This is a genomic window from Burkholderia sp. RF2-non_BP3 (assembly GCF_001522185.1).
Classification (GTDB): domain Bacteria; phylum Pseudomonadota; class Gammaproteobacteria; order Burkholderiales; family Burkholderiaceae; genus Burkholderia; species Burkholderia diffusa.
Genome location: NZ_LOSU01000009.1, coordinates 1 through 24,232, shown reverse-complemented (window position 1 = coordinate 24,232; position 24,232 = coordinate 1). Strand labels below are relative to the sequence as shown.

General features: G+C 67.3%; 23 protein-coding genes. 16 read left to right on the top strand and 7 right to left on the bottom strand.

The window, feature by feature from the left end; genetic code table 11:
- The first annotated feature begins 141 nt into the window (after positions 1 to 141).
- On the top strand, positions 142 to 693 hold the full coding sequence (locus WS45_RS02260; RefSeq protein ID WP_059692294.1) for a hypothetical protein: 552 nt from the start codon (positions 142 to 144) through the stop codon (positions 691 to 693).
- A gap of 135 nt (positions 694 to 828) precedes the next feature.
- On the opposite strand, the gene kdgD is transcribed toward WS45_RS02260, so the two are convergent.
- Positions 829 to 1,743 carry a 5-dehydro-4-deoxyglucarate dehydratase gene (gene kdgD / locus WS45_RS02255; protein WP_059528402.1) on the bottom strand — a complete coding sequence of 305 codons (915 nt, stop codon included), beginning with the start codon at positions 1,741 to 1,743 and terminating at the stop codon, positions 829 to 831.
- 229 nt (positions 1,744 to 1,972) lie between these two features.
- On the opposite strand from kdgD, the gene garD reads away from it, so the two are divergent.
- The 4 genes from garD to WS45_RS02235 all read left to right on the top strand — a co-directional run bounded on the left by garD (position 1,973) and on the right by WS45_RS02235 (position 5,297).
- Entirely contained in the window at positions 1,973 to 3,526 is a 1,554-nt protein-coding gene (garD, locus tag WS45_RS02250) for a galactarate dehydratase (RefSeq protein ID WP_059697938.1), read from the top strand.
- A 181-nt stretch (positions 3,527 to 3,707) separates the two neighbouring features.
- Positions 3,708 to 4,100 (top strand): nuclear transport factor 2 family protein, encoded by a 393-nt coding sequence (locus WS45_RS02245; protein WP_059692309.1) that lies wholly within the window; start codon positions 3,708 to 3,710, stop codon positions 4,098 to 4,100.
- Positions 4,101 to 4,178: 78 nt separating this feature from the next.
- Positions 4,179 to 4,634, top strand: coding sequence for an RbsD/FucU family protein (locus WS45_RS02240; RefSeq protein ID WP_059528393.1), 456 nt, complete (start codon positions 4,179 to 4,181; stop codon positions 4,632 to 4,634).
- Positions 4,635 to 4,859: 225 nt separating this feature from the next.
- A complete protein-coding gene (locus WS45_RS02235) occupies positions 4,860 to 5,297 on the top strand; it encodes a DoxX family protein (RefSeq protein ID WP_059528390.1) in 438 nt (145 codons plus the stop codon).
- A gap of 129 nt (positions 5,298 to 5,426) precedes the next feature.
- Here WS45_RS02235 and WS45_RS02230 read toward each other — a convergent pair whose 3' ends face one another.
- Both WS45_RS02230 and WS45_RS02225 read right to left on the bottom strand, forming a co-directional pair.
- Positions 5,427 to 6,737 (bottom strand): MFS transporter, encoded by a 1,311-nt coding sequence (locus WS45_RS02230; RefSeq protein WP_059528387.1) that lies wholly within the window; start codon positions 6,735 to 6,737, stop codon positions 5,427 to 5,429.
- Positions 6,738 to 7,060: 323 nt separating this feature from the next.
- Positions 7,061 to 8,197 (bottom strand): branched-chain amino acid ABC transporter substrate-binding protein, encoded by a 1,137-nt coding sequence (locus WS45_RS02225; protein WP_059529087.1) that lies wholly within the window; start codon positions 8,195 to 8,197, stop codon positions 7,061 to 7,063.
- 667 nt (positions 8,198 to 8,864) lie between these two features.
- Here WS45_RS02225 and WS45_RS02215 point away from each other — a divergent pair.
- The gene (locus WS45_RS02215; protein ID WP_059528381.1) at positions 8,865 to 9,659 is read left to right on the top strand and encodes an AraC family transcriptional regulator; all 795 of its coding nucleotides are present in this window, start codon (positions 8,865 to 8,867) and stop codon (positions 9,657 to 9,659) included.
- Between the two features lie 87 nt (positions 9,660 to 9,746).
- Here the strand turns inward: WS45_RS02215 and WS45_RS02210 are convergent, their stop codons facing one another.
- Together WS45_RS02210 and WS45_RS02205 are read right to left on the bottom strand one after the other, a co-directional pair.
- Entirely contained in the window at positions 9,747 to 10,010 is a 264-nt protein-coding gene (locus WS45_RS02210; protein WP_059528378.1) for a hypothetical protein, read from the bottom strand.
- A gap of 286 nt (positions 10,011 to 10,296) precedes the next feature.
- A complete protein-coding gene (locus WS45_RS02205) occupies positions 10,297 to 12,189 on the bottom strand; it encodes a bifunctional sugar phosphate isomerase/epimerase/4-hydroxyphenylpyruvate dioxygenase family protein (protein ID WP_059692296.1) in 1,893 nt (630 codons plus the stop codon).
- A gap of 257 nt (positions 12,190 to 12,446) precedes the next feature.
- Here WS45_RS02205 and aroQ point away from each other — a divergent pair, with 257 nt between their 5' ends.
- From aroQ to WS45_RS02190, 3 genes are read left to right on the top strand one after another with little or no spacing between them, the layout of a single operon-like run.
- Entirely contained in the window at positions 12,447 to 12,902 is a 456-nt protein-coding gene (gene aroQ, locus WS45_RS02200; protein WP_059528374.1) for a type II 3-dehydroquinate dehydratase, read from the top strand.
- The gene (locus WS45_RS02195) at positions 12,899 to 13,753 is read left to right on the top strand and encodes a shikimate dehydrogenase (RefSeq protein ID WP_059697935.1); all 855 of its coding nucleotides are present in this window, start codon (positions 12,899 to 12,901) and stop codon (positions 13,751 to 13,753) included. The genes aroQ and WS45_RS02195 overlap by 4 nt, the downstream gene beginning before the upstream one ends.
- Positions 13,754 to 13,794: 41 nt before the next feature.
- Positions 13,795 to 15,135 carry an MFS transporter gene (locus WS45_RS02190; RefSeq protein WP_059697933.1) on the top strand — a complete coding sequence of 447 codons (1,341 nt, stop codon included), beginning with the start codon at positions 13,795 to 13,797 and terminating at the stop codon, positions 15,133 to 15,135.
- A 105-nt stretch (positions 15,136 to 15,240) separates the two neighbouring features.
- On the opposite strand, the gene WS45_RS02185 is transcribed toward WS45_RS02190, so the two are convergent.
- Positions 15,241 to 16,350 (bottom strand): 2-aminoethylphosphonate--pyruvate transaminase, encoded by a 1,110-nt coding sequence (locus WS45_RS02185; protein ID WP_059697931.1) that lies wholly within the window; start codon positions 16,348 to 16,350, stop codon positions 15,241 to 15,243.
- A 256-nt stretch (positions 16,351 to 16,606) separates the two neighbouring features.
- Here WS45_RS02185 and phnS point away from each other — a divergent pair, with 256 nt between their 5' ends.
- From phnS to WS45_RS02150, 7 genes are read left to right on the top strand one after another with little or no spacing between them, the layout of a single operon-like run.
- Entirely contained in the window at positions 16,607 to 17,698 is a 1,092-nt protein-coding gene (phnS, locus tag WS45_RS02180; RefSeq protein ID WP_059528366.1) for a 2-aminoethylphosphonate ABC transporter substrate-binding protein, read from the top strand.
- A gap of 34 nt (positions 17,699 to 17,732) precedes the next feature.
- Complete coding sequence (phnT, locus tag WS45_RS02175) at positions 17,733 to 18,836, top strand: 2-aminoethylphosphonate ABC transport system ATP-binding subunit PhnT (RefSeq protein ID WP_059528364.1); 1,104 nt, start codon at positions 17,733 to 17,735, stop codon at positions 18,834 to 18,836.
- Complete coding sequence (locus WS45_RS02170; protein WP_059697929.1) at positions 18,814 to 19,734, top strand: 2-aminoethylphosphonate ABC transporter permease subunit; 921 nt, start codon at positions 18,814 to 18,816, stop codon at positions 19,732 to 19,734. Before phnT ends, WS45_RS02170 begins: the two co-directional genes overlap by 23 nt.
- Positions 19,724 to 20,584 carry a 2-aminoethylphosphonate ABC transport system, membrane component PhnV gene (phnV, locus tag WS45_RS02165; RefSeq protein WP_059697927.1) on the top strand — a complete coding sequence of 287 codons (861 nt, stop codon included), beginning with the start codon at positions 19,724 to 19,726 and terminating at the stop codon, positions 20,582 to 20,584. The genes WS45_RS02170 and phnV overlap by 11 nt, the downstream gene beginning before the upstream one ends.
- The gene (phnA, locus tag WS45_RS02160; RefSeq protein WP_059697925.1) at positions 20,581 to 21,891 is read left to right on the top strand and encodes a phosphonoacetate hydrolase; all 1,311 of its coding nucleotides are present in this window, start codon (positions 20,581 to 20,583) and stop codon (positions 21,889 to 21,891) included. Before phnV ends, phnA begins: the two co-directional genes overlap by 4 nt.
- Positions 21,888 to 23,342 (top strand): phosphonoacetaldehyde dehydrogenase, encoded by a 1,455-nt coding sequence (gene phnY, locus WS45_RS02155; RefSeq protein ID WP_059697923.1) that lies wholly within the window; start codon positions 21,888 to 21,890, stop codon positions 23,340 to 23,342. Before phnA ends, phnY begins: the two co-directional genes overlap by 4 nt.
- A gap of 4 nt (positions 23,343 to 23,346) precedes the next feature.
- The gene (locus WS45_RS02150; protein ID WP_059697921.1) at positions 23,347 to 23,898 is read left to right on the top strand and encodes a phosphonate degradation HD-domain oxygenase; all 552 of its coding nucleotides are present in this window, start codon (positions 23,347 to 23,349) and stop codon (positions 23,896 to 23,898) included.
- A gap of 50 nt (positions 23,899 to 23,948) precedes the next feature.
- On the opposite strand, the gene WS45_RS35855 is transcribed toward WS45_RS02150, so the two are convergent.
- A partial coding sequence (locus tag WS45_RS35855; protein ID WP_218921625.1) for a hypothetical protein occupies positions 23,949 to 24,232 on the bottom strand: 284 nt, incomplete at its 5' end.

The following is a 24,232-nucleotide window of genomic DNA, read 5'->3' as shown; positions in this document are numbered from 1 at the left end:
GGGGGCGGCCGGCGGGCTGCCTCCGCTTTTTTCATGATGGCTTCCGCGTCACCGGAATTTCTCCTACAGTAGCGGGGCCTCGGGCCGCCCGGCCCGCAGGCGAGCCTGAGAGACCACAAAATTCCAAGAGGGAACCATCCGATGAACATCAGCAAGCGCGGCGACCACCTGTTCGCCGCCGGATTGTGGAAGGCGATCGGCGACGTCGCGCATTCGGTGCGCAGCCGGATCGGCCAGTACAGCGAAGGGCGCGTACTCGCGAATGCGCTGCTGGAATTCCAGCGCGACCTGGGCGGCAGCGAATTCGACGTGACCATCAACCAGGGGCGGCCCGTCACGGGCTCCGATGCGCATTCGCTCATGTTCGGCCTCGCCGTGCGACGTTTCCGGCAGGACATGGAAGCGCTGGTGTTCGCGCTCGAGCATCGCCGCAACATCGACGACCGCGACCAGAGCCTGCGCACCGAAGCGCTGATGCAGGCCAACAGCGCGCTTCTGACCGCGAAGCAGTCGGCGACGATCACGGTCGGCCGGTTCTTCGACGCGGTCGTCGATCGCGACGTGCTGGGGCAGATTCTCGGCGACGGGTCGAATGCACGCGTGCGTGCGGGTGCGCAAGGGCAGATCGAGGCGACCCGGATCAAGCTCGGCAACGTGCGTCACCGAATCATCGGCGTCATCGCGCAGATGTGACCGCGTGCATCGCGGCGGGACGCGTGGCATGGCCGCCGCTGCAAACGACCGCGGCCGGCAGGCGCCGGCCGCGATGCAACACAGGCAACGAGCCGGCCGCGCTGCCGTCGAAGGCGCCGCGCCGGCCATATCCGCTTATTGCGGGCCCATCTTCCTGATCAGCACGTCGAGTTCGGCCATTTCGGCGTCGGTCAGGTCGACGAGCGGCGCGCGCACCGGGCCCGCGTCGTGGCCGACGAGCTTCGCGCCCGCCTTCACGATGCTGACCGCGTAGCCCGCGCGACGGTTGCGGATCTTCAGGTACGGCAGGAAGAATTCGTCGATCAGGCGGCCGACCGTTGCGTGGTCGTCCTTCGCGATCGCTTCGTAGAACGCCATCGCCGTCTTCGGGATGAAGTTGAATACGGCCGACGAGTACACCGGCACGCCGAGCGCCTTGTACGCGGCTGCATAGACTTCGGCCGTCGGCAGGCCGCCGAGGTACGCGAAGCGGTCGCCGAGGCGGCGGCGGATCGTGACCATGCTCTCGATTTCGCCGACGCCGTCCTTGAAGCCGATCAGGTTCGGGCAGCGGTCGGCGAGGCGCTCGAGCATGTCGGCATTCAGCTTCGAATTCGCGCGGTTGTACACCACGACGCCGATCTTCAGCGCGCGGCACACCTGCTCGACGTGTTCGGCGATGCCTTCCTGGCTGGCTTCGGTCAGGTAGTGCGGCATCAGCAGCACGCCGCTCGCGCCGAGGCGCTCGGCTTCCTGCGCATATTCGATCGCGACGCGTGTCCCGCCGCCGGCGCCGGCCAGGATCGGCACCTTGCCCTTGCAGGTTTCCGTCGCGACGCGGATCACGTCCGAATACTCGCGCTGCGTGAGCGAGAAGAATTCACCGGTGCCGCCGGCCGCGAACAGCGCGGTCGCGCCATACGGCGCGAGCCATTCCAGACGCTCGGCATAGGTGGTCGGGCGGAAGCTGCCGTCCGCGTCGAAGTCCGTCAGCGGAAACGACAGCAGGCCGTGGGAGATGATCTGTTTGAGTTCTTGCGGTGAGGTCATGGTTGGGTCGTCCGTCTAGCGCAGTGCTGGGTTCGTCGGGTACGCCATCCGAGCCATATTGGCGATGTCGTTGTATGTCATCGTACAACGCAGGAAAGCGCAGCGCAAGCGGTTTGCCGGCGGGTAAAGGGTAGGGTCTTTCCGGATAAGGGTTTACGCAGCATCGCGGGTTGACGTCGAATGTCATATGATGACTAACGATTTGGCTGGTAGCCTTCCAGGAATTCCAATGACTGCTTCCCCCCTTTATATCCGCGTGCACCCGGACGACAACGTCGCGATCGTCGTCAACGACGGCGGCTTGCCCGAGGGCGCGACGTTCGCCGACGGCCTGACGCTGCGCGAAGGCGTGCCGCAAGGGCACAAGGTCGCGCTGGTCGACCTCGCGGCCGGCGACCCGATCGTCCGCTACAACGTCGTGATCGGCTACGCGCTCGCCGAGCTGCGCCGCGGCAGCTGGGTCAACGAGCGCACGATGCGCATGCCCGAGCCGCCGGGGCTCGACGACCTGCCGCTCGCCACGCGTGCCGCGCCGCCGCTGGCGCCGCTCGAAGGCTATACGTTCGAGGGCTTTCGCAATCCCGACGGGTCGGTCGGCACGCGCAACATCCTCGCGATCACGACGACCGTGCAGTGCGTGTCGGGCGTCGTCGAGCATGCGGTGAAGCGGATCAAGGACGAACTGCTGCCGCGTTACCCGAATGTCGACGACGTGGTCGGGCTCGAGCACACGTATGGCTGCGGCGTCGCGATCGATGCGCCCGATGCCGACATCCCGATCCGCACGCTGCGCAACATCAGCCTGAACCCGAACTTCGGCGGCGAGGTGATGACGGTGAGCCTCGGCTGCGAGAAGCTGCAGCCCGAGCGCCTGCTGCCGCCCGGCACGATTCCGCTGGCGGCCGACGGCGCGACGGACAACGGCGGCGTCGTGTGCCTGCAGGACGCCGCGCACGTCGGCTTCAACTCGATGATCGACTCGATCATGACGATGGCCGAATCGCATCTCGAGCGACTGAACCGCCGCCGTCGCGAAACCTGTCCGGCGTCGGATCTCGTCGTCGGCGTGCAGTGCGGCGGCAGCGACGCGTTCTCGGGGCTGACCGCGAACCCGGCGGTCGGCTTCGCGGCCGACCTGCTCGTGCGCGCGGGCGCGACGATCATGTTCTCGGAAGTGACCGAAGTGCGCGACGGCGTCGCGCAGCTCACGTCGCGCGCGGCGAACGAGGACGTCGCCCGCGAGATCATCCGCGAGATGGACTGGTACGACCGCTATCTGCAGCGCGGCCGCGTCGATCGCAGCGCGAACACGACGCCCGGCAACAAGAAGGGCGGCCTGTCGAACATCGTCGAGAAGGCGATGGGTTCGATCGTGAAGTCGGGCAGCGCGCCGATCGCCGGCGTCGTGCGTCCCGGCGATCGGGCGCGGCAGAAGGGGCTGCTGTACGCGGCGACGCCTGCGAGCGATTTCATCTGCGGCACGCTGCAGCTCGCGGCGGGGATGAACCTGCACGTTTTCACGACCGGCCGCGGCACGCCGTACGGCCTCGCGCAGGTGCCGGTGATCAAGGTCGCCACGCGCAGCGATCTCGCGCGGCGCTGGCACGACCTGATGGATCTCGACGCGGGGCAGATCGCGACCGGCGCGGCGTCGATCGAGGACGTGGGCTGGGAGCTGTTCCGGCTGATGCTCGACGTCGCGAGCGGCAAGCGCCGCACGTGGGCCGAGCAATGGAAGCTCGCGAATGCGCTGACGCTGTTCAATCCGGCGCCCGTGACCTGACGCGCGCGCTTGCAACGGCAGACCATGCGGGCGCCTTCGGGCGCCCGTTTTTGATTGCGGCGACGCGATTTCCTTACCTCGAACGTAATCGACCGCCGATGCGAGGCCGGCGACGATGGCGGCACGCGAACACGAAACGTCCGCGGCGCTGTCCTCCCTTCATCCAGACCAGGAGCCTCGCATGAACACCGCCCAAACCGTCCAGTCCGCACACGCCGATCTGATCGACCGCTATTTCGACGCGTGGAACGAGCCCGACGTCGCACGCCGGCGCGCGCTGATCGATGCGACCTACGCGAGCGACGCGGCCTATCGCGATCCGCTGATGGCCGGCGACGGCCACGCGGGCATCGACACGATGATCGCCGCGGTGCAGGCGCGCTTCCCCGCGTTCCGATTCCGCCGCACGACCGACGTCGACGGATTCGGCCAGCATCTGCGCTTCTCATGGGCGCTCGTGTCGCCCGACGGCGCGGCGATCGTGAAGGGTTCGGATTTCGGCATCGTCGATGCGTCGGGCCGCCTGAAGTCGGTCACGGGTTTCATCGACGAAATGCCGGGCGCGGCGTCGTGACGTGAGCGATGCATGCCCCGCGGCCGCCGGGATCGGGTAACTTATGCCATTCGTTCCCGATCCCGGAGACTTGCCCACATGCTGAAGAATCTCGATCCTCTGCTGCACGCCGACATCCTGCACACGCTGCGCGCGATGGGCCACGGAGATGAAGTGGCGATTTGCGATGCGAATTTTCCGGCGGAATCCGTCGCCGAGCACACGGTGGTCGGCCGCGCACTGCGCATCGACGGCGCCGACTCGGCGCGCGTCGCGCGCGCGGTGCTGTCCGTGTTGCCGCTCGATACGTTCGTCGAGACGCCGGCGTGGCGGATGGAAGTGGTCGGCGATCCGGCCGCGGTGCCGCCCGTGCAGCGCGAGGTGCAGGCCGAAATCGATCGCGCGGAAGGGCGCGCCGTGCCGCTCGTGGGCGTCGATCGATTCGCGTTCTACGAGCGTGCGCAGCAGGCGTATGCGGTGATCGTCACCGGCGAGCTGCGCGGCTACGGCTGCTTCCTGTTCAAGAAAGGCGTGCTGCTGAGCGACGCCGGTTAAGGCTCGTTCCCTTTATTCGCGGCGGCGGCCGGGCGTCGTTCTTCGTGGTGCCGTCATGCCTGCGTCGCCGCCGCGGTGTAAAGATTTGCTACAACCTTTTTCTTGGACACCGCGAAAAGACCCTCTATGCTGGCCCATTTGCCGCGGGCCCGACAGGGCCGCGCGGCTCCGAACCGCGCGGGCACGCCTCGCGCGGACGGCCGAATTGCATACGAGGAGAGTGGCATGACGCGTTCCGTCGATTCCGGCGTCATTTTTTTCGCACGCCTGGCGCTGGCGGCGTTGTTCTTGTGGGGCGGCGTGATGAAGCTGCTCGGCTACAGCGATTTCATCGGCTATCTGCATGGGCTGAACGTGCCCTATCCGCAGGTGACGGGCCCGGTCGTCGTCACGATCGAAGCGCTCGGCGGCCTGCTGCTGATCGTCGGCTACAAGGTGAAGCCGCTCGCGTTGCTGATGGCGTTCTATACGGTCGCGACCGCGATGGTCGGACACAATTTCTGGGACGCGACCGACGCCGCGGTCCAGCACGACATGGTGATCCACTTCTGGAAGAACATCGCGATCGCCGGCGGCTTCCTGCTGCTGTTCGTGACCGGCGCGGGCGGCGCGAGCATCGACGCGCTGCGCCGGCCGAGTTCGTCGTACGGCGCGCTGCGCTGAGTCGAACCGGGCAGAACGGCGCGACGCTCGCACGTCGCGCACCGCGCTGAACCAAATCAAAAGGGCCGAATCCCGCATGCTGCGGGATTCGGCCCTTTGTTCATCCAGCGGGCGCATGCGCGCCGGGGTTCAGCGCGCGTCCTTCAGGTCCTTCGCATCCTTCGAGAACTGCACGGCGATCGCGCCGAGCACGCAGATCGTCGCGACGTACACGACCGGCGCGAGCGGGTTCGACTTCATCATCAGCGACACGATCACCGGCGTCAGGCCGCCGAAGATCGCATACGCGACGTTGTACGAGAACGAGATGCCCGAGAAGCGCACGACGGCCGGGAAGCTTTTCACCATCACGAACGGCACCGCGCCGATCGTGCCGACCGCGAAGCCGGCGATCCCGTAGTACAGCGGCAGCGTCGACGCATCGGCCGCGACCTGCGCGAACAGCAGGTAGTAGCACGCGGCCAGCACGAGGCCGCCGATGCCGAGCACGCGCTTCGCGCCGATCCAGCCCGCGAGCGAGCCGGCGGTGATGCAGCCGGCCGTCAGGCACAGCGTCGCGATGCTGTTCGCGAACAGCGTGGTCGCGGGCGTCAGGTGAAACTGCTTCTGCAGCAACGCGGGCGTCATCAGGATCACGACGACGATCGCCGCCGACAACATCCACGTGAGCAGCATCGACACGATTACCGCGCGGCCGTGGTCGCGCAGCACGGCCTTCAGCGGAATCTCGGCCGCGAGCGCCTTCTTCGCCTTCATCTCGGCGAACACCGGCGTCTCGTGCAGCCAGCGGCGCAGGTACACGGAGAACAGGCCGAACACGCCGCCGAGCAGGAACGGAATGCGCCACGCGAACGCGGTGACTTCGGCGCCCGAGTAACGGCTGTTGATGCCGGCGGCGACCAGCGAGCCGAGCAGGATGCCGGCCGTGAGGCCCGCGGTCAGCGTGCCGCACGCATAGCCGATGTGGCGCGACGGCACGTGCTCCGACACGAACACCCATGCGCCCGGCACTTCGCCGCCGACCGCCGCGCCCTGCAGCACGCGGAACAGCAGCAGCAACACCGGCGCGAGGATGCCGATCGAGTCGTAGGTCGGCAGCAGGCCCATCAGCAGCGTCGGCACCGACATCATCAGCACGCTCAGCGTGAACATCCGCTTGCGGCCGAACAGGTCGCCGAAGTGCGCCATGATCACGCCGCCGAGCGGGCGCGCGAGATAGCCGGCCGCGAAGATGCCGAACGTCTGCAGCTGGCGCAGCCAGTCGGGAATGTCGTGCGGGAAGAACAGCTGTCCGATCGCGGGTGCGAAGAACACGAAGATGATGAAGTCGTAGAACTCGAGGGCGCCGCCGAGTGCGGCAAGGCCAAGAGTTTTATAGTCGCTGCGCGTGAGCGCGCGTTCGGCGGCGCGAGGCACGCCGCTCAATTCGGAAGCTTGCATGGTCAGGACGATCGGTTTTCGAATGTTGTTGTCGGTGCTGCGTCTCCAGAACCCGCTATCGGCATGGACTGGCAAGGCGCGGCTTGCGTCGTCGAGCGTGTGCCGAGCGCCGGATGGGCACGCGACACGCACCGTCGCACCGGGATGGGGCACGACGCAGACGAAGCGTCACAAAGCGGGTGGGGGGATTCTACAGGAGCGCGAAATGCGTGCGCGCGGGGCCGCGCCGAGGAATGCTTCGGACTTCGTCGGGACGAAACGCACGCGGCGCGGCAGGCGGGTGAACCGCTTGCCGCGCCGCGCGCGTGACAGGGTCTGCTCGATCAGTTGCCGGCGATCGTGTCGACCGGCTTGAACGCGCCGTGCTCGACTTTGTAGATCGTCACCGGCGCATCCTTCAGGTCGCCCTTCGCGTCGTACGCGATGCTCGGCGCCGACACGCCCTTGATCGACACCTTGCCGAGATACGGCGTGTAAACCTTCGGGTCGGTCGAGTTTGCATCCTTCATCGCGGTGAGCAGCGCGATCGTGCCGTCGTACGAGTAGGGCGAATAGGTGATCACGTCTTCATTGAAGCGTGCCTTGTAGCGCGATGCGTAGCCGGCGAAGCCCGGCATCTTTTCCTTCGGCAGCCCGCCCATGTAGACGATCGCGCCTTCGGCCGCTTCGCCGCCGACCTTCAGGAACGTCGGCGAGCGCGACATCTCGCCGGTCACGAAGGCGGCCTTCATCCCGAGCTGGCGCATCTTGCGGATCATCGGCGACGACTGCGCGTCGCCGCCGCCGTAGAAGATCGCGTCGGGGTTGATGCCCTTCAGGTTGGTCAGGATTGCAGAGAAGTCGAGCGCCTTGTCGTTCGTGAAATCACGCTTGACGATGGTGCCGCCGGCGGCCTGCACGGCCTTCGCGAATTCGTCGGCGATGCCCTGGCCGTAGGCCGTGCGGTCGTCGATGATCGCGATGCGCTTGAAGCGCAGCGTCTTCACCGCGTACGTGCCGACGATTCGGCCCGCTTGCGCGTCGCTCGTCAGCAGCCGGTAGGTCGTCTTGTAGCCGCGCGCCGTGTATTGCGGCGACGTCGCCATCGAGATTTGCGGCAGCCCCGCGCGATCGTACAGGTCGGACGCCGGAATGCTGGTGCCCGAGTTGAAGTGGCCGATGACGCCGCGGACGTTGTCGTCGATCAGCCGCTGCGCGACCGTCGTGCCGGTGCGCGGGTCGGCCTGGTCGTCCTGCGAGTCGAGCTGGAACGTGACCGGCTGACCGCCGATCGTCGGATGCGTCGCGTTGAAATCGGCGATCGCGAGCTGCACGCCCTTCTGCATGTCCGTGCCGTAGTTCGACTGCGGCCCCGTCAGCGGTGCGGCGAAACCGATCTTGACGACGTCTGCGGCGATGGCGTGTGCGCCCGACAGTGCGCAGGCAGCGGCCAGCGCGACGTGCGATACCTTCAGCTTCACTTTCACTTCCCCTTGATGGCGTGGTTGGGCCGCCGCCGGCCAGCGGGCCGGTGCGGTAAACCGGGCGAGACGTATCGGTCCGCAGGCCGTTGCGACGGCCGTGCGGTGTGTGCCATGCGCCGCGCAGGTTGTGCCGGAATCGGCGTGCGCGGTGTCGGCGGGATGTCGTCTCGTAACCGTTGATCGAAGTCTAGGTAGCGAAAATGCGCGCGTCTTGCGCGTTCGATGCGCGGCCGGCGACGATTTCGGCATATCGTCGATAACCCTGATATGTGCCGAAATCGTCATGTGGAATGCGCAATCGCGCCAAGACGCGACACGCCGGCATTTCTAGGATGGCGGGTCCGGGCGCGGGTTGTCGCGGCGCCAGCGGGGTGCATCGATATCGCCGACGTTGCCGACGGATGCCCGGCGCCATGCAGCGGGCCGATGCGAAATCGGCGCCGCCCGACAAGCGCGCCGCAGTGGTTGCGCGCACAACCGCACGGCGTACGATGCGCCGACGTATGCGGCCCCCCGATCGTCGCTGATCGTCGCCGATCGGCGGCGCGTTGCGCGGACCGCCGTTCATCGCGCCGCCCGATCGCTTGCCCGAGATCGCCACGACGTGTTCTCGAGCGCGCTCCTATAATCGACGCCATCAGCCACTCCCTTCGCCAATGCCGGGATGACGACCTTTCTTGCCGCACCGCCCATGAGCCTGTCCGATACGCTGCGCTACCAGCCCGACAACGCCGATCTCGGCGCGATGCTCGCGCACTTCCGCCTGCTCGAGCCGGTGTTCGACGCACTGCCCGACGTCGCGTTCTTCGTGAAGGACGCGAACGGCCGCTACGCGCTCGTCAACCGCACGCTGGCGATGCGCTGCGGCTACAAGGACAAGCGCGACCTGCTCGGCAAGACGACCGACGAGGTGTTTCCGCGCCGCTTCGGCCGGACCTACTTCGAACAGGACATGGCGACGATCACCGCCGGCCAGCAGCTGATGGACCAGCTCGAGCTGCATCTGTATCCGGGCCGCCAGCCGGGCTGGTGCCTGACCTGCAAGGAGCCGCTGCGCGACGCGGCCGGCAAGGTGGTCGGTCTCGCGGGCATCTCGCGCGACCTGAAGGCGCACGAGGGATCGCATCCGGCCTACAGCAAGCTCGCCGACGTGGTGCAGCACATCCAGGATCACTACGTGCAACCGCTGAACCTGAAGCAGCTTGCGCAGATGGCCGGGATGTCGGTCGCGCAGCTCGAACGCTACTTCCACAAGGTGTTTCACCTGACGCCGCGCCAGGTGCTGCTGAAAACGCGGCTCGACGCGGCCACGGCGCTGCTCGTCACGCACGACAAGGTGACCGACGTCGCGGCGCTATGCGGTTATACGGATCACAGCGCGTTCACGCGCCAGTTCAAGGCGACGGTCGGCATGACGCCGACGGAATACCGGCTGATGCTGCAGGACCGGGCAGGGTGAAGTGACGCGCCGGGCGGGCCGGCGGGTCTGAAGGATCGGGGCGGTGCGAGAGTACGAAGCGGGGAAAGGAAGTGGGAAAGCGGCGGCTCAGCGGTAGCCGAGGCCTTTCAGGACGGCCGTGCCGTCTTCGGTCAGCCGGAAGCTCGGTGCCGTGTCGGCGTCGAGCTTGATCATCTCGACGAGGCCGGCTTCCTGCAGCGCGGGCAATTCGGGTTTGGCGTTTGCGCCGATCGGTGCGTGCAGCAGCACGAGCAGCGTCGCGATTTCATGATGGCTGAGCAAACGGCGCAGCATCGTCTTTTTCACAGGGGGCGCGGCCGGGCGGCCCGCGGGTGCATCTACGGCGCTCATCGCTGTCCTCCTTTTCGAGATATCCGTCGGGTACTGGTTGCGGATGGTGCCGTCGAAGACTTAAGCGATTCTTAAAACCGCGGTGGCCAGGCCGATGCTGCAGTGCGGCGTGCGTTACGGGATGTAACCTCCGCCCGGCGATGGTTTCCGGTGCCGAGCGGCCGGCCTTGCCGGGCGGGGCGCCGCCGCGGTATTCACCACGACGGTGCGTCCGCGCGTCGCACGTCGCAGGGTCGACGTAGTTTTCCCATTCGATTCGCCCCCTGCGCGCAATTCGCTTGCTCCCTTATTTCCTGCGCTGGGCCTGCGCGGCGAGCCGCACGGCCGCGTTGGCCGCGCCGTAGCCGTCGTAGCCGCCGCGCCGCTCGACGATTTCGAGCGAGAAGCGGTTGTCGACCAGTTCCGTATACGCATGCAGGAATTCGCCGCCGTCGTCGTCGCGGTCGTACAGCAGATGGTGGGCGCTGAGCGTCTCGATCAGTTCGTCCGGCAGCGCGTAGCGCGCGGCGAGATCGTCGTAATAGTTCGGCGGAATCCGCAGGAACGGCACGCCGTCGGCCGCGAACGCGGCGACCGTCTTCACGATGTCGTCGGTCCGGAACGCGACGTGGTTCAGCCCCGTGCCGTGATAGCGGTCGAGCGATTCCGCGACGGCCGTGTGGCGGTCGACCGACGCATTCAGCGCGATCCGCACCGAGCCGTCGGCGCTGCGCACCGCGCGGCTGCGCATCAGGCCGTACGGATCGGGCACGAGCCAGCTGCGCTCGGCCTCGAAGCCGAAGGCGGTCTTGAAGAACAGGATCCACGTATCGAGCGCGTCGGCCGGCAGCGCGAGGCAGACGTGATCGATGCCCGTCAGCGGACCGACCTCGCTGGGGCCGTCGATGTCGGTCAGCACGAAATCGGATTCATACAGCGTTGGCGCGTTCGGCGTCTCGTCGACGAAATATTCGAGGCTGCCGTCCGGCGCCTGCACGCCCGGCAGCACGCGCTCGTTCGGGCCGACGCGCCCTGAAAACGGTGCGTAGCCGAAGCCGGCCGCGCGTTCGAATGCCACTTTCGCATCGTCGACGCGGAACGCCGACGCGCACAGCGACAACCCGTGCTGCTGGAAGAACGCGTCGGCGAACGAGTCGCGCTCGGCGTTCAGCACGATCGACGCGGCGCCGTGCTGAAACAGCGTCACGTCCTTCGATCGATGGCGGCCCGCGAGCCGGAATCGCATCCGGCCGAGCCATTCGCCGACGGTGGCTGCCGCCTGCGCGTCGACCGCGAATTCGATGAACTGGAACCCGACGTGCGCGGGCGGCGCCGGCGGCGCGAACAGCGGCTGGCCGGCGGCGGGCGCGCGGCCGTCCTGCGCGAGCCGCGCGCGCGTCAGTTCTTCCAGATAAAGCAGCGAGCGGTGGCCGTCGGCGGCCGTGATCGCGGTCGGTGCGGCGCGGAAGCCGTCGTTGAAGATTTCGAGCGACAGCGGCCCCGTATAACCGGACTCGATCACGCGGGCCGTGAAGCGCGCGAGGTCGAAGTCGCCCTGGCCGGGAAACGAGCGGAAGTGGCGGCTCCATTCGATCACGTCCATCGCGAGCTTCGGCGCGTCGGCGATCTGCACGAACGCGATCCGGTCGCCCGGGATGTCGGCGATCGCGTCCGGAGAATCGTCGAGCGACAGCGTATGGAAGCTGTCGAGCGCGAGGCCGAGATGCGGGCTGTTCACCGCGTTCACGAGCTGCCATGCGTGGCTGTACCGGTTCACGACGCGGCCCCACGCGAGCGCCTCGTACGCGGCGACCACGCCGGCCTGGCGCGCGGCTTCGGCGAGCGTGCCGAGCTGGTCGACCAGCAGCGCGTCGTCCGCGATCGTGTCGGGCGCCACGCTGCTGCACACCAGGATGCGGTCGGTGCCGAGCGCGTGCATCACGTCGAACTTGCGGCGGATGCGGTCGAGATTGCGGGCGAGCTGGGCCGGGCTCACGCCCTCAAAGTCGCGAAACGGCTGGAACAGCACGATGTCGAGGCCGAGATCGGCGGCCATGCGCCGCACGTCGGCGGGCGATCCATCGAAGTAGACGAGGTCGTTCTCGAAGATTTCGACGCCGTCGAAGCCGGCGGCCTGGATGGCGGTGAGCTTCTCGGCGAGCGTGCCGGACAGTGACACGGTGGCGATCGAGCGCTGCATGGGCGAATCCTGCGGGTGAGCGGGGCGTGGCGTCGGCCGGATCGGGCCGGAATGAACCAGTCGTTGAACGACCTGCGGGCGCCACATCCCGAATTTACTAAGGGAGTATGGCGAATTATACAAACTAACTAGATGGTACAAATTAGCGAAAACCCGAAAAGACATTGCGCTTGCGCAAGCGCACACTAGCGCCAAATCTTGACTTCAAGGGGCGAAGTCGGCTAGCGATGCGCCCCCGTTTTAGGAGCAGAAACACCATGAGCAAGCACAAGGTGCTGGTGCTGAACGGCCCGAACCTGAATCTGCTGGGGACCCGCGAGCCCCACATCTACGGCGCGGAAACCCTTGCCGACGTCGAGCAGCGCTGCCGCACGGCGGCCGAGGGGCTCGGACTGGAGATCGACTTTCGCCAGTCGAACGCCGAGCACCAGCTGATCGACTGGCTGCACGCCGCGCGTCACGATACGCACGGCATCGTGATCAACCCGGCCGCGTATACGCACACGTCGGTCGCGCTGGCCGACGCGCTGTCCGCGATCGCGAAACCCGTGATCGAGGTGCATATCTCGAACGTGCATCGTCGCGAGGCATTCCGTCACCACTCGTATGTGTCGGCGGTGGCCGAAGCCGTGATCTGCGGCTGCGGCACCGAAGGCTACGTATTCGCGCTGCAGCGCCTGTCGACCCTTTTTGCGCAGGGAGCCGCACGATGAGCCGCCCGTCTTTTCTGATCGGCCTGATCGGCCAGGGCATCGGCGGTTCGCTGTCGCCCGCGATGCATGAGGAAGAAGGTTTCCGCCAGGGATTCGGCTACGTGTACCGGCGCATCGATCTCGACGTGCTCGGCGTGACCGCCGACGCGCTGCCGGAGCTGCTCGATGCCGCGCAGCGGATGGGCTACAACGGGCTCAACATTACGCATCCGTGCAAGCAGCGCGTGATCGAGCACCTCGACGCGCTGTCGGACGACGCGCGCGCGCTCGGCGCGGTGAACACGGTGCTGTTCAAGGACGGCAAGCGGATCGGCCACAACACCGACTGGTCGGGTTTCGCGAAGTCGTTCCGCCGGGGGTTGCCCGACGCGTCGCTCGAGCGTGTCGTGCAGCTGGGCGCGGGCGGCGCGGGTGCGGCCGTCGCGCATGCTGCGCTGCAGATGGGCGCCGCCGAGCTGACGATCTTCGACGTCGACGGCACGCGTGCCGTCGCGCTCGCGGGTGAGCTGCAGCAGCGCTTCCCGGCCGCCCGGGTCACGCCGGGCAGCGATCTCGCGGCCGCGATGCAGGCCGCGACCGGCCTGATCCATTGCACGCCGACCGGCATGGCCAAGCATCCGGGCCTGCCGCTGCCGGCCGAGCTGCTCCACGCGGGAATGTGGGTCGCCGACATCGTGTATTTCCCGCTCGAAACCGAACTGATCCGCGCCGCGCGCGCGGCCGGCTGCGCGACGCTGCCGGGCGGCGGGATGGCCGTGTACCAGGCCGTCGATGCGTTCGAGATCTTCACCGGACGAACGCCGGACGACGAGCGGATGTTCGAACACTTTCAGTCGCTCGTCGCACGCTGACCCTTCTACCGACTAGCTGAAAAATAGACCAGGAGACAACCATGCAGCACACCACCCACACGAACGCCGCGCCCGCGGCGGCCGGCACGGTCCGGCGGACCTCGGCGCGCTACAAGATCCTCGCGCTGCTCGCGATCGGCACGATGATCAACTATCTCGACCGTACCGTGCTGGGGGTGGCTGCGCCGCAGCTCACCAAGGAGCTCGGCATCAACGCGGCGGTGATGGGCATCATGTTCTCCGCGTTCTCGTGGACGTACGTCGCGATGCAGGTGCCCGGCGGCCTGTTCCTCGACCGTTTCGGCAGCAAGATCACTTATTACTGGTCGATGACGCTGTGGTCGCTGTGCACGCTGCTGCAGGGCTTCGTGCCCGGTGTCGGGACGCTGCTCGCATGCCGGCTCGGCCTCGGCGTGACGGAAGCGCCGTGTTTCCCGACCAACAGCCGGGTCGTCGCGACGTGGTTCCCGCAGAACGAGCGCGCGATGGCGACCGGCACCTACACCGTCGGCGAGTACATCGGCCTCGCGTTCTTCAGCCCCGTGCTGTTCGCGCTGATGGGTGCGTTCGGCTGGCGCTCGCTGTTCTGGGTCGTCGGCGCGGTCGGCATCGTGTTCGGTCTGGTCTGGTGGAAGTTCTATCACGAGCCGCGCAACCATCCGGCCGCTAATTCGGAGGAACTCGCGTACATCGAAGCGGGCGGCGGTCTCGTGCACGGCGCGCGCAAGGACGGCGACAAGAGCGGCAAGCCCGCGCAGGCCAAGTTCAGCTGGTCGATGGCCGGCCGGCTGCTGAAGAAGCGCCAGCTCGCGGGTATCTGCCTCGGCCAGTTCGCCGGCAACTCGACGCTCGTGTTCTTCCTGACCTGGTTCCCGACCTATCTCGCGACCGAGCGCCATATGGGCTGGCTGAAGATCGGCTTCTTCGCGATCATGCCGTTCATCGCCGCGTCGGTCGGCGTGATGTTCGGCGGGATCTTCTCCGACTGGCTGCTGCGCCGCGGCAAGTCCGCGAACCTCGCGCGCAAGCTGCCGATCATCGCCGGCCTGCTGCTCGCGTCGACGATCATTCTCGCGAACTACGTGCAAAGCAACGAAGCCGTGATCGCGATCATGTCGGTCGCATTCTTCGCGCAGGGGATGGCCGCGCTCGGCTGGACGCTCGTGTCCGACATCGCGCCGGACGGCCTGCTCGGCGTGACCGGCGGCATCTTCAACTTCGCGGCGAACCTCGCGGGCATCATCACGCCGCTCGTCGTCGGCTTCATCGTCGCAACGACCGGATCGTTCGTCGGCGCGCTCGTGTTCATCGGCGTGATCGCGCTGATCGGTGCGCTGTCGTACATCTTCGTCGTCGGCGACATCAAGCGGATCGAACTGTAAGTACCGGCTCCACGCACTCTCGGTGCGTTCGCCCGGCGACCTGTGGGTCGCCGGGCTTTTTTGTTTCTGCGTTCCCTGCTTGCGCGCCGTGGCATGCGTCAGCGCTCACGCGCGCTGCACGGCAATCCCGAGCGATTCGACCGCGAGCGCGATCGCCGCGACCGCACGCCGGATGTCGCCGGCATCGATCGCGCCGATGCAGCCGACGCGGAACGTCTCGCGTTGCGTCAGTTTGCCCGGATACAGGATGAAGCCCGCGTCGCGCACCGCGTCGTAGAAGCGGCGGAAATCGTAGGCCGGATGGTCGGGCGCATGGAACGTGACGATCACCGGCGCCTGCACGCTGGCGTCGAGGAACGGCGTGAAGCCGAGCGCGCGCATCGATTCGATCAAGGTCCGGCAGTTCTCCGCATAGCGCGCGCCGCGCGCGGGCTGGCCGCCTTCGGCCAGGTACTGGTCGAGCGCGGCGCGCAGCGCGGCGATCACGTGGGTCGGCGGCGTGAAGCGCCACTGGCCCGTCTTGCGCAGGTAGGCGTACTGATCATGGAGATCGAGCGCGAGCGACGGCGAATTGCCTTCGCACGCGTCGAGCGCGTCGCGCCGTACGATCGCGAACCCCATCCCCGGCACGCCTTCCAGGCATTTGCCGCTCGCCGAGATCAGCGCGTCGATCCCGCTGTCCGCCAGCGCGATTGGCAACGCGCCGAATGAACTCATCGCGTCGACGATCAGCCGCTTGCCGTGCCGGCGGCATGCGGCCGCGATCGCGTCGAGCGGATTCAGAATGCCGGCGCTCGTTTCCAGATGCACCAGCGCGACGTGCGTGATGCGCGGCTCGCGCGCGAACGCGGTTTCGATCGCCGCCGGGACGACCGCGGCGTCCTCGCCGAACGGCAGCGCGATCGCCTCGATGCCGAGCCGGCCGAGGATCTTCAGGATGCGCGCGCAATACGCGCCGTTGTCCGGCACCAGCACGACGCCGTCGCGCGGCACCAGCGTGCCCAGCGCGGCCTCGACCGAGAACGTGCCGCTGCCTTGCATCGGCACGCACACGTATTCGTCGCCGCCGCGCGCGATCGTGACGAGATCCGCGCAGACGCTGGCCGTCAATTGATTGAAAGCGGCGTCCCACGAGCCCCAGTCATGTTGCATTGCGTGGCGTGTTGTGGCGGACGTGGTGAGCGGGCCGGGCGTGAGCAGAATCGGGGCGGGCATGACATTTTCTCCAGCAAAGATCGGACGAAACGCCAGGTTGGCATTTCTGGGCGACTTGCATGATATTGGCGAAATGTGTCATTTTGTGGAAATTGTGGCGCGCGTCACGGCGTTGTCATCGAACGCTGTGATCCTTCGGTTGCCGCGCGAGACCACCTGCAGCGCGGCAGCGAGGCAGGCCGGTCGTCGGTCTGTCCGACTGAAAGGAGCCGGATCGTGCCCCGGCCGTTTGGTGTTCCGCCTACGGAGAAGTGAGATGACACTGCAGAATTCCTCGCGCGCCGCTGCCGGCGCGTTCCGCAAGCTCGCGCTGGCCGCCTGCGCCGCCGGTCTGCTGCAAGGCGCCGCGATGCCCGCGCATGCGGCGAACGCGGTCGTGCTGTATACGGCGGACGGTCTCGAGAATCTCTATCGCGATGTGCTGCCGGCGTTCGAGAAGAAGGAAGGCGTCAAGGTGAACATCGTGACGGCGGGCAGCGGCGAGGTCGTCAACCGCGCGAACATCGAAAAGAACTCGCCGAAGGCGGACGTGATCGTCACGCTGCCGCCGTTCATCCAGCAAGCCGGCCAGATGGGCCTGCTGCAGCCGTACCAGAGCGTCAATTACAAGAATGTGCCGGCGATCGCGAAGGCGGAAGACGGCACGTGGGCGACGTTCGTGAACAACTACTTCTCGTTCGCGATCAACCCGGACGTCGTGAAGAACCAGCCGAAGACGTTCGCGGACCTGCTGTCGCCGGCCTACGCGGGCAAGGTCGCGTACTCGAACCCGGCCACGGCCGGCGACGGGATGGCCGTGCTGATCCTGACGACGTCGCTGATGGGCGAGGACAAGGCGTTCGACTACCTCGCGAAGCTGTCGCAGAGCGTGAAATTCCACACGAAGGGCACCGGCTATCTGAACGTGCTGCTGTCGCGTAACGAGATCAGCGTCGCCAACGGCGACCTGCAGATGGATCTCGACGACGCCGAGCACGGCGCGCTGGCCGTCAAGCCGATCTTCCTGGCCGCGAAGGACGGCGACCAGCCGACCACCTTCCAGCTGCCGTACGGCATCGGCCTGATCAAGAGCGGCCCGAACCAGGACGCCGGCAAGAAGCTGATCGACTACCTGATGTCGACGGACGTGCAGTCGAAGGTGCCGGACATGTACGGCATCCCGGGCCGCACGGACGTGCCGCTGGCCGGCAAGAACGGCGAAGCGGTCAAGAAGGCGATCGCGGGCGTGAAGCTGATCCCGGTCGACTGGGCGCAGGTGATGGCGAAGAAGCCGGTGTGGATCGAGCGCTGGAAGAAGGACGTGATCGGCAGCTCGGGCAAGCAGCTCGACGTCGTCAAGCCGAAGTGATCGGCACACGCCGCCTGTATTAGTGAGCAAGAGGATGAACCCGGTGGAAACCACCCTGACCCATCCCGGCGCATTCGGCGCCGCCGAACCGCGCGCCACGCTGCGGTCCGGCGCGCCGGGCGGCGTGCAGATCGAGCACCTGAGCGTGCGCTACGGCGCACGCACGGTGCTGGAAGATCTGTCGCTGTCGATCGGCGCCGGTGAATTTCTGACCGTGCTCGGCAAGAGCGGCTGCGGCAAGACCACGCTGCTGCGCTTCATCGCCGGGTTCGTGAAGGCCGATGGCCTGACCGGCACACTGACCGTGGCCGGACGCGACCTGACCCATGCGCCGCCGCACAAGCGCAATCTCGGTCTGTTGTTCCAGAATTACGCGCTGTTCCCGCACTTGTCGGTGTTCGAGAACGTCGCATTCGGGCTGCGCGCGCGCGGGATGGCCTCGTCGGAAGTGACGCGCCGCGTCGCCGACGCGCTGAAGCTCGTGCAGCTCGGCGAGGCCGGCCACCACCTGCCCGCGCAACTGTCGGGCGGGATGCAGCAGCGCGTCGCGCTGGCCCGCGCGCTCGTGATCGAGCCGGACGTGCTGCTGCTCGACGAACCGCTGTCGGCGCTCGACGCCAACCTGCGCGCGTCGGTGCGCAGCGAGCTGAAGGCGCTGCACGAGCGCCTGCCGAACCTGACCGTCGTCTGCGTGACGCACGACCGCGACGACGCGCTCGTGCTGTCCGACCGCGCGCTGCTGATGCGCGACGGCCGCATCGCGCAGCTCGGCACGCCGCAGCAGCTGTACGACGCGCCGCGGGACGGCTACGTCGCGCGCTATCTCGGCCCGGCCAACCTGCTGCCGCCGCACGTGATCTTCCCGCTCGGCGACCCGCGTCACGACGTGCGCGGCAAGGTCGCCTGCGTGCGTCCCGAGCGCCTGACCGTGATGCCGCTCGCGGCGGGCGGCCTGCACGGCACGGTGTCGTCGGTCGAATGGCAGGGCGCCGACCTGTCGATCGCGGTCGTGATCGACGCGGCGCCCGACGAACCCGTGCGCGTCACGATGCAACGCGGCCGCGGCGCGGCTCCCGAGCGCGGGGCGCGCGTTTCCCTGCATTGCGAGGCAGACGATGTCGTCCTTATCGCGCCCTGAAGCCGGCCTGCCGCCGCACGTGCTCGCGTCGGCCGCCGCGCATGCCGCCGCCGCGCGGCGCCGCAAGCGCATGGGCGATCTGCACCTCGCTGCGCTCGCGATCGTCGTGCTCGGCCCGCTCGTCGTCTATCCGCTGGTGCGGCTCGTGCTGCTGAGCGTGTCCGGCGATCACGGGCTGAGCTTTGCCGCGTACCGAACGTTCTTCGGCAACCCCGATACGCGCAACGTGCTGCTGACGACCGTCGGCGTGCTGTTCGCGAGCGCCGGCACGGCGTCGGTGCTCGGCGTGCTGCTGGCCGCGCTGCTGTTCTTCAAGCCGTTTCCGGGCGCATCGCTCGTCACGCGCTTCCTGGAACTGTACGTCGCGTTCCCGTCGTTCCTCGTCGCGTTCACGCTGATCTTCCTGTACGGCTCGCAAGGCTCGATCAGCATCGCGCTGCAGCACCTGTTCCATCTCGAGACCCCGCCGCTCGATTTCCTGTTCGGCATCGGCGGCGTGATTCTCGCGCAGACCGTGTTCTATACGCCGTTCGTCGTGCGGCCGACGCTCGCGTCGTTCGCGACGCTCGACCTGCGCCTGATCGAGGCGGCACGCAGCCTCGGCGCGTCCGGCTGGATGCTCGCGCGCCGTGTCGTGCTGCCGATCGCGTGGCCGGGCATCGCCGCCGGCACCGTGCTGTGCTTCCTGCTGACGCTGAACGAGTTCGGCATCCTGCTCGTGCTCGGCAGCGCGCGGCTCGTGACGCTGCCGGTCGCGATCTACAGCAGCGCGACCGTCGACCTCGACCTGCCGACCGCATCGGCCGGCGCGGTCGTGATGCTCGCGCTGTCGCTGGCGCTCTATGCGGTTTATCGCCGGGTAAACCGGCGTGCGACGGGAGGGAACGATGTCCGCTGAATTTCGTATCGGGCAAGCCGTGCCGCGCCATCGGATCGGCTGGGGCGACACGCTGCTCAAGCATGCGTCGCGCGCGGCGCTCGCGCTGGCCGCGTTCGCCTGCTTCTGGCTGTTCGTGCTGCCGGTCATCGTCGTTGCACTGTCGAGCGTGTCGACGCAGTGGTCGGGCACGATCCTGCCGGCCGGCTACAGCCTGCGCTGGTTCGAGCGGTTGGGTTCGCCGGAATACGACGCGCTGCTGACGAGCCTCGAGATCGGCTTCGGCGTGTCGGCGATCGGCACGATCCTCGGGCTGTGGCTCGCACTCGCGCTCGAAGGGCGCGACCGGCGCGGTCTCGGCGCGGTGGTCGATGCGCTCGTGATGGTGCCGAACGGCGTGCCGAGCGTCGTGCTCGGGCTTGCGGTGCTGATCGCGTATCACCAGAAGCCGCTCGATCTGTCGAGTTCCGCCGCGATCGTCGTGCTCGTACAACTCGCGCTGATTCTGCCGTTCTGCTATCGCTGCGCGGCCGCCGCGCTGCGCCCGGAGCTGACCGTGCTGCGCGAAGCCGCGGCGAGCCTCGGTGCGCCGCCCGCGATGGTGCTGCGCCGCGTACTGCTGCCGCAACTCGTGCCGGCGCTGCGCGCGAGTCTCGCGCTCGGCTTCGCGCTGTCGCTCGGCGAACTCGGCGCGACGCTGACCGTCTACCCGCCAGGTTTCGCGACCGTGCCGATCGTCGTGATTGGTCAGGTCGAGCGCGGCTACTACCTTCCGGCGTCGGCGCTGTCGCTGCTGATGCTCGGCGCGTCGCTCGCGGCGCTGCTGCTGATCGCCGCGCGGGTGCCGCGCGGCAAGCGGGCGGCATCATGAACGCCGCGTTCGCATTGCGGCAGCCCGGCGAGCAACCGGCCGCCGGCAAGGTATCGGCGGATCTCGCGGGGCGTTCCGTCGACGTCAACGGCCGGCGCTACCGGCTGCCGGTCGAACCGACCGTCGTCGTCTGCGTCGACGGCTGCGAGTACGATTATCTCGAGCGCGCGGTGGATGCGGGCGTCGCGCCGTTCATCGGCAGGATGATCGCGGAAGGCACGGCCTGGCGCGCCGACTGCGTCGTGCCGACCTTCACCAACCCGAACAATCTGTCGATTGTCTGCGGCGTGCCGCCGGCGGTCCACGGGATCTGCGGCAACTACTTCTGGGATCCGGCCGCCGACGGCGGACGCGGTGCCGAAGTGATGATGAACGACCCAGCCTACCTGCGCGCCGGCACGCTGCTCGCGGCGGCGTCCGACGCCGGCGCGCGGGTGGCCGTCGTCACGGCGAAGGACAAGCTGCGCCGGCTGCTCGGCTGGCAGATGAAGGGCATCTGTTTTTCCGCCGAGAAGGCCGCGCAGGCGAATCTCGCGGAAAACGGGATCGTCGACGTGCTCGACTGGGTTGGCCTGCCGTCGCCCGACGTGTACAGCGCGGCGCTTTCCGAATTCGTGTTCGCGGCCGGCGTGCGGCTTGCGCAAACGCGCCAGGTCGACCTGATGTACCTGTCGACCACCGATTACGTGCAGCACAAGTGCGAGCCCGGCAGTGCCGGCGCGAACGCGTTCTACGCAATGATGGACGGCTATCTCGCGCAGCTCGACGCGCTCGGCTGGGCGATCGGGCTCACGGCCGACCACGGGATGAACGCGAAGCACGATCCGGCAACGGGCCGCCCGAACGTGATCTATCTGCAGGACGCGTTCGACGGCTGGTTCGGCGCGCGGGCCGCTCGCGTGATCCTGCCGATCACCGATCCGTACGTCGTGCACCACGGCGCGCTTGGCTCGTTCGCGACCGTCTACCTGGCACCCGGCGTCGACCGGACCGAAGCGATGTGGCGCGTTGGCGGGATCGACGGCGTCGAGCTCGTGCTCGACAACGCGGAAGCCTCCGCGCGCTTCGAGCTGCCGGCCGACCGGATCGGCGACCTCGTCGTGATCGGTCGGCGCGACATGACGCTCGGCACGCGCGAGCGCGAACACGACCTGTCCGGCCTGACCGTGCCGCTGCGTTCGCACGGCGGCGTGTCCGAGCAGGAGGTGCCGTTGCTGTTCAACCGTCGGATCGAGCGGGACGACCCCGTACGTCGTCCGCGCAACTTCGACGTCTTCGATTTCGTGCTGAACCGGGTCGCGTCATGATGGCTCATCCCCGACAGGATCACCCCGCCTTTCGCGCCGAGGCGCTGCGCTGGTGCGGCACGCGTGCGACGCGCGACCGTGTTCTCGACGTCGCCGATCCGTATACCGGCACGCGTGTCGGCACGGTGCCGCTGGCGAGCGTCGACGACGTGCGCGCCGCGTTCGACTACGCGATGGCGTACCGGCCGGCGCTCACGCGTTACGAGCGTTCGCAGATTCTCGAACGCGCGGCGGCGTTGCTGCGCGAGCGTACCGAGGAAGCATCCGACCTGATCACGCTCGAATCGGGATTGTCGAAACGGGATTCTCGCTATGAGATCGGCCGCGTTGCCGACGTGCTGAAGTTCGCGGCGGTGGAGGCGCTGCGCGACGACGCGCAGAGCTTCTCGTGCGACCTGACGCCCCACGGCAAGGCGCGCCGTGTGTTTTCGCAGCGGCAGCCGCTCGACGGCGTGATCGTCGCGATCACGCCGTTCAATCATCCGATGAATCAGGTCGCACACAAGATCGCGCCGGCGATCGCGACCAATAACCGCGTGATCGTGAAGCCGTCGGAGAAGGTGCCGTTGTCGGCGTTCTATCTGGCGGACCTGCTCTACGAGGCCGGCTTGCCCGAGCCGATGCTGCAGGTACTGACCGGCGACCCGCGCGAAATCTCGGACGAACTCGTCACGCATCCGCACGCATCGCTGATCACCTTTACGGGCGGTGTGTCGATCGGCAAGGCGATCGCCGCGCGGGCCGGCTATCGGCGCATCGTGCTGGAACTCGGCGGCAACGATCCGCTGATCGTGCTCGACGACGCCGATTTGGAACGTGCCGCATCGCTGGCCGTGCTCGGCTCGTACCGGAATTCGGGGCAACGCTGCACGGCCGTCAAGCGGATCCTGGTACAGCGCTCGATCGCGCCGGCGTTCACCGAGTTGCTCGTCGAGAAGACGCGTGCATGGAAATATGGCGATCCGTTCGATCCCGCGAATGAAATGGGCACGGTGATCGACGACGCGGCGGCGCGACTGTTCGAGGCGCGGGTCGGCGAGGCGGTCGCGCGGGGGGCGCGCCTGCTGATCGGCAACGTGCGTCGCGGGGCGCTCTATTCGCCGACCGTGCTCGACAACGTCGATCCGTCGATGACGATCGTGCGCGAGGAGACCTTCGGCCCCGTCTCGCCCGTCATCGCGTTCGACACGATCGACGACGCGATCCGGATCAGCAACGGCACGGCGTTCGGGCTGTCGTCGGGTGTCTGTACGGACAGTACGGCCGCGGTCGTGCGGTTCGTGAACGAGCTGAACGTCGGGACGGTGAATGTCTGGGAAGTGCCCGGATACCGGATCGAGCTGTCGCCGTTCGGCGGGATCAAGGATTCGGGGCTCGGCTATAAGGAAGGCGTTCAGGAAGCGATGAAGAGCTTCACGAACCTGAAGACGTTTTCGCTGCCTTGGGAGTGAGCGGATGGCACTGACGGTGGAAGAGATTCATGGGCTGTATCGCGAGCATGGCCACGTCGCGTATAGCGGCGAACCGGTCACGCAGTTGGAGCATGCGTTGCAGAGCGGGTTGCTGGCGGAGGAAGCGGGCGCCGACGACGCATTGGTTGCGTCCGCGTTCCTGCACGACCTGGGGCATCTGCTGAATCGGCAGGGCGAGACGCCGAGCGCGCGGGGGATCGACGACCTGCATCAGTATTACGTGCTGCCGTTTCTGCGGCCGCTGTTCAACGAGGCGGTGCTGGAGCCGATCCGGTTGCACGTCGACGCCAAGCGTTGCCTGTGCCGCACGGACGCCGGCTACTTCGGGAGCCTGTCGCCGGATTCGGTGCGCAGCCTCGCGCTGCAGGGAGGCATCTTCAGTGAAGAGGAAACGGCGGCGTTCCTGCGGCGCCCGTTCGCGGAGGACGCTCTGCGCCTGCGCCGCTGGGACGATACCGCGAAGGAAGAGGGCAAGGTGACGCCTGGTCTCGATCACTATATGGAGATAGTGGCGCGCCAGGCGCGTATGGTCTGACGCTTCGGCTGCCTCTATATAAGGCCCCGCACGCGGTAGCGTGCGGGGCCTTATATTTTTTCGAGAAACCCCTTGCGCGATCGCCGGGAGCTGCTTAGAATCACGCCTCTTTCGCGCTCACGGAAACGCGGCGCGGGAGGAAAAGGGGAGCGGTGCGGACGAGGGCGGTGGTAGAACCCCGGCGCACACGAAGTTGAACCCCGGTCGTCGCAACGAAGCAGTTCAGAAAGTTGTTGACGAGCTGAAAAAGACGGTTCATAATCTCGCTTCTCTGCTGCTGAAAACGCAGCGCTGCTGAGAAACTCCAGGTTTCTCGCAGAAATGCTCTTTAAAA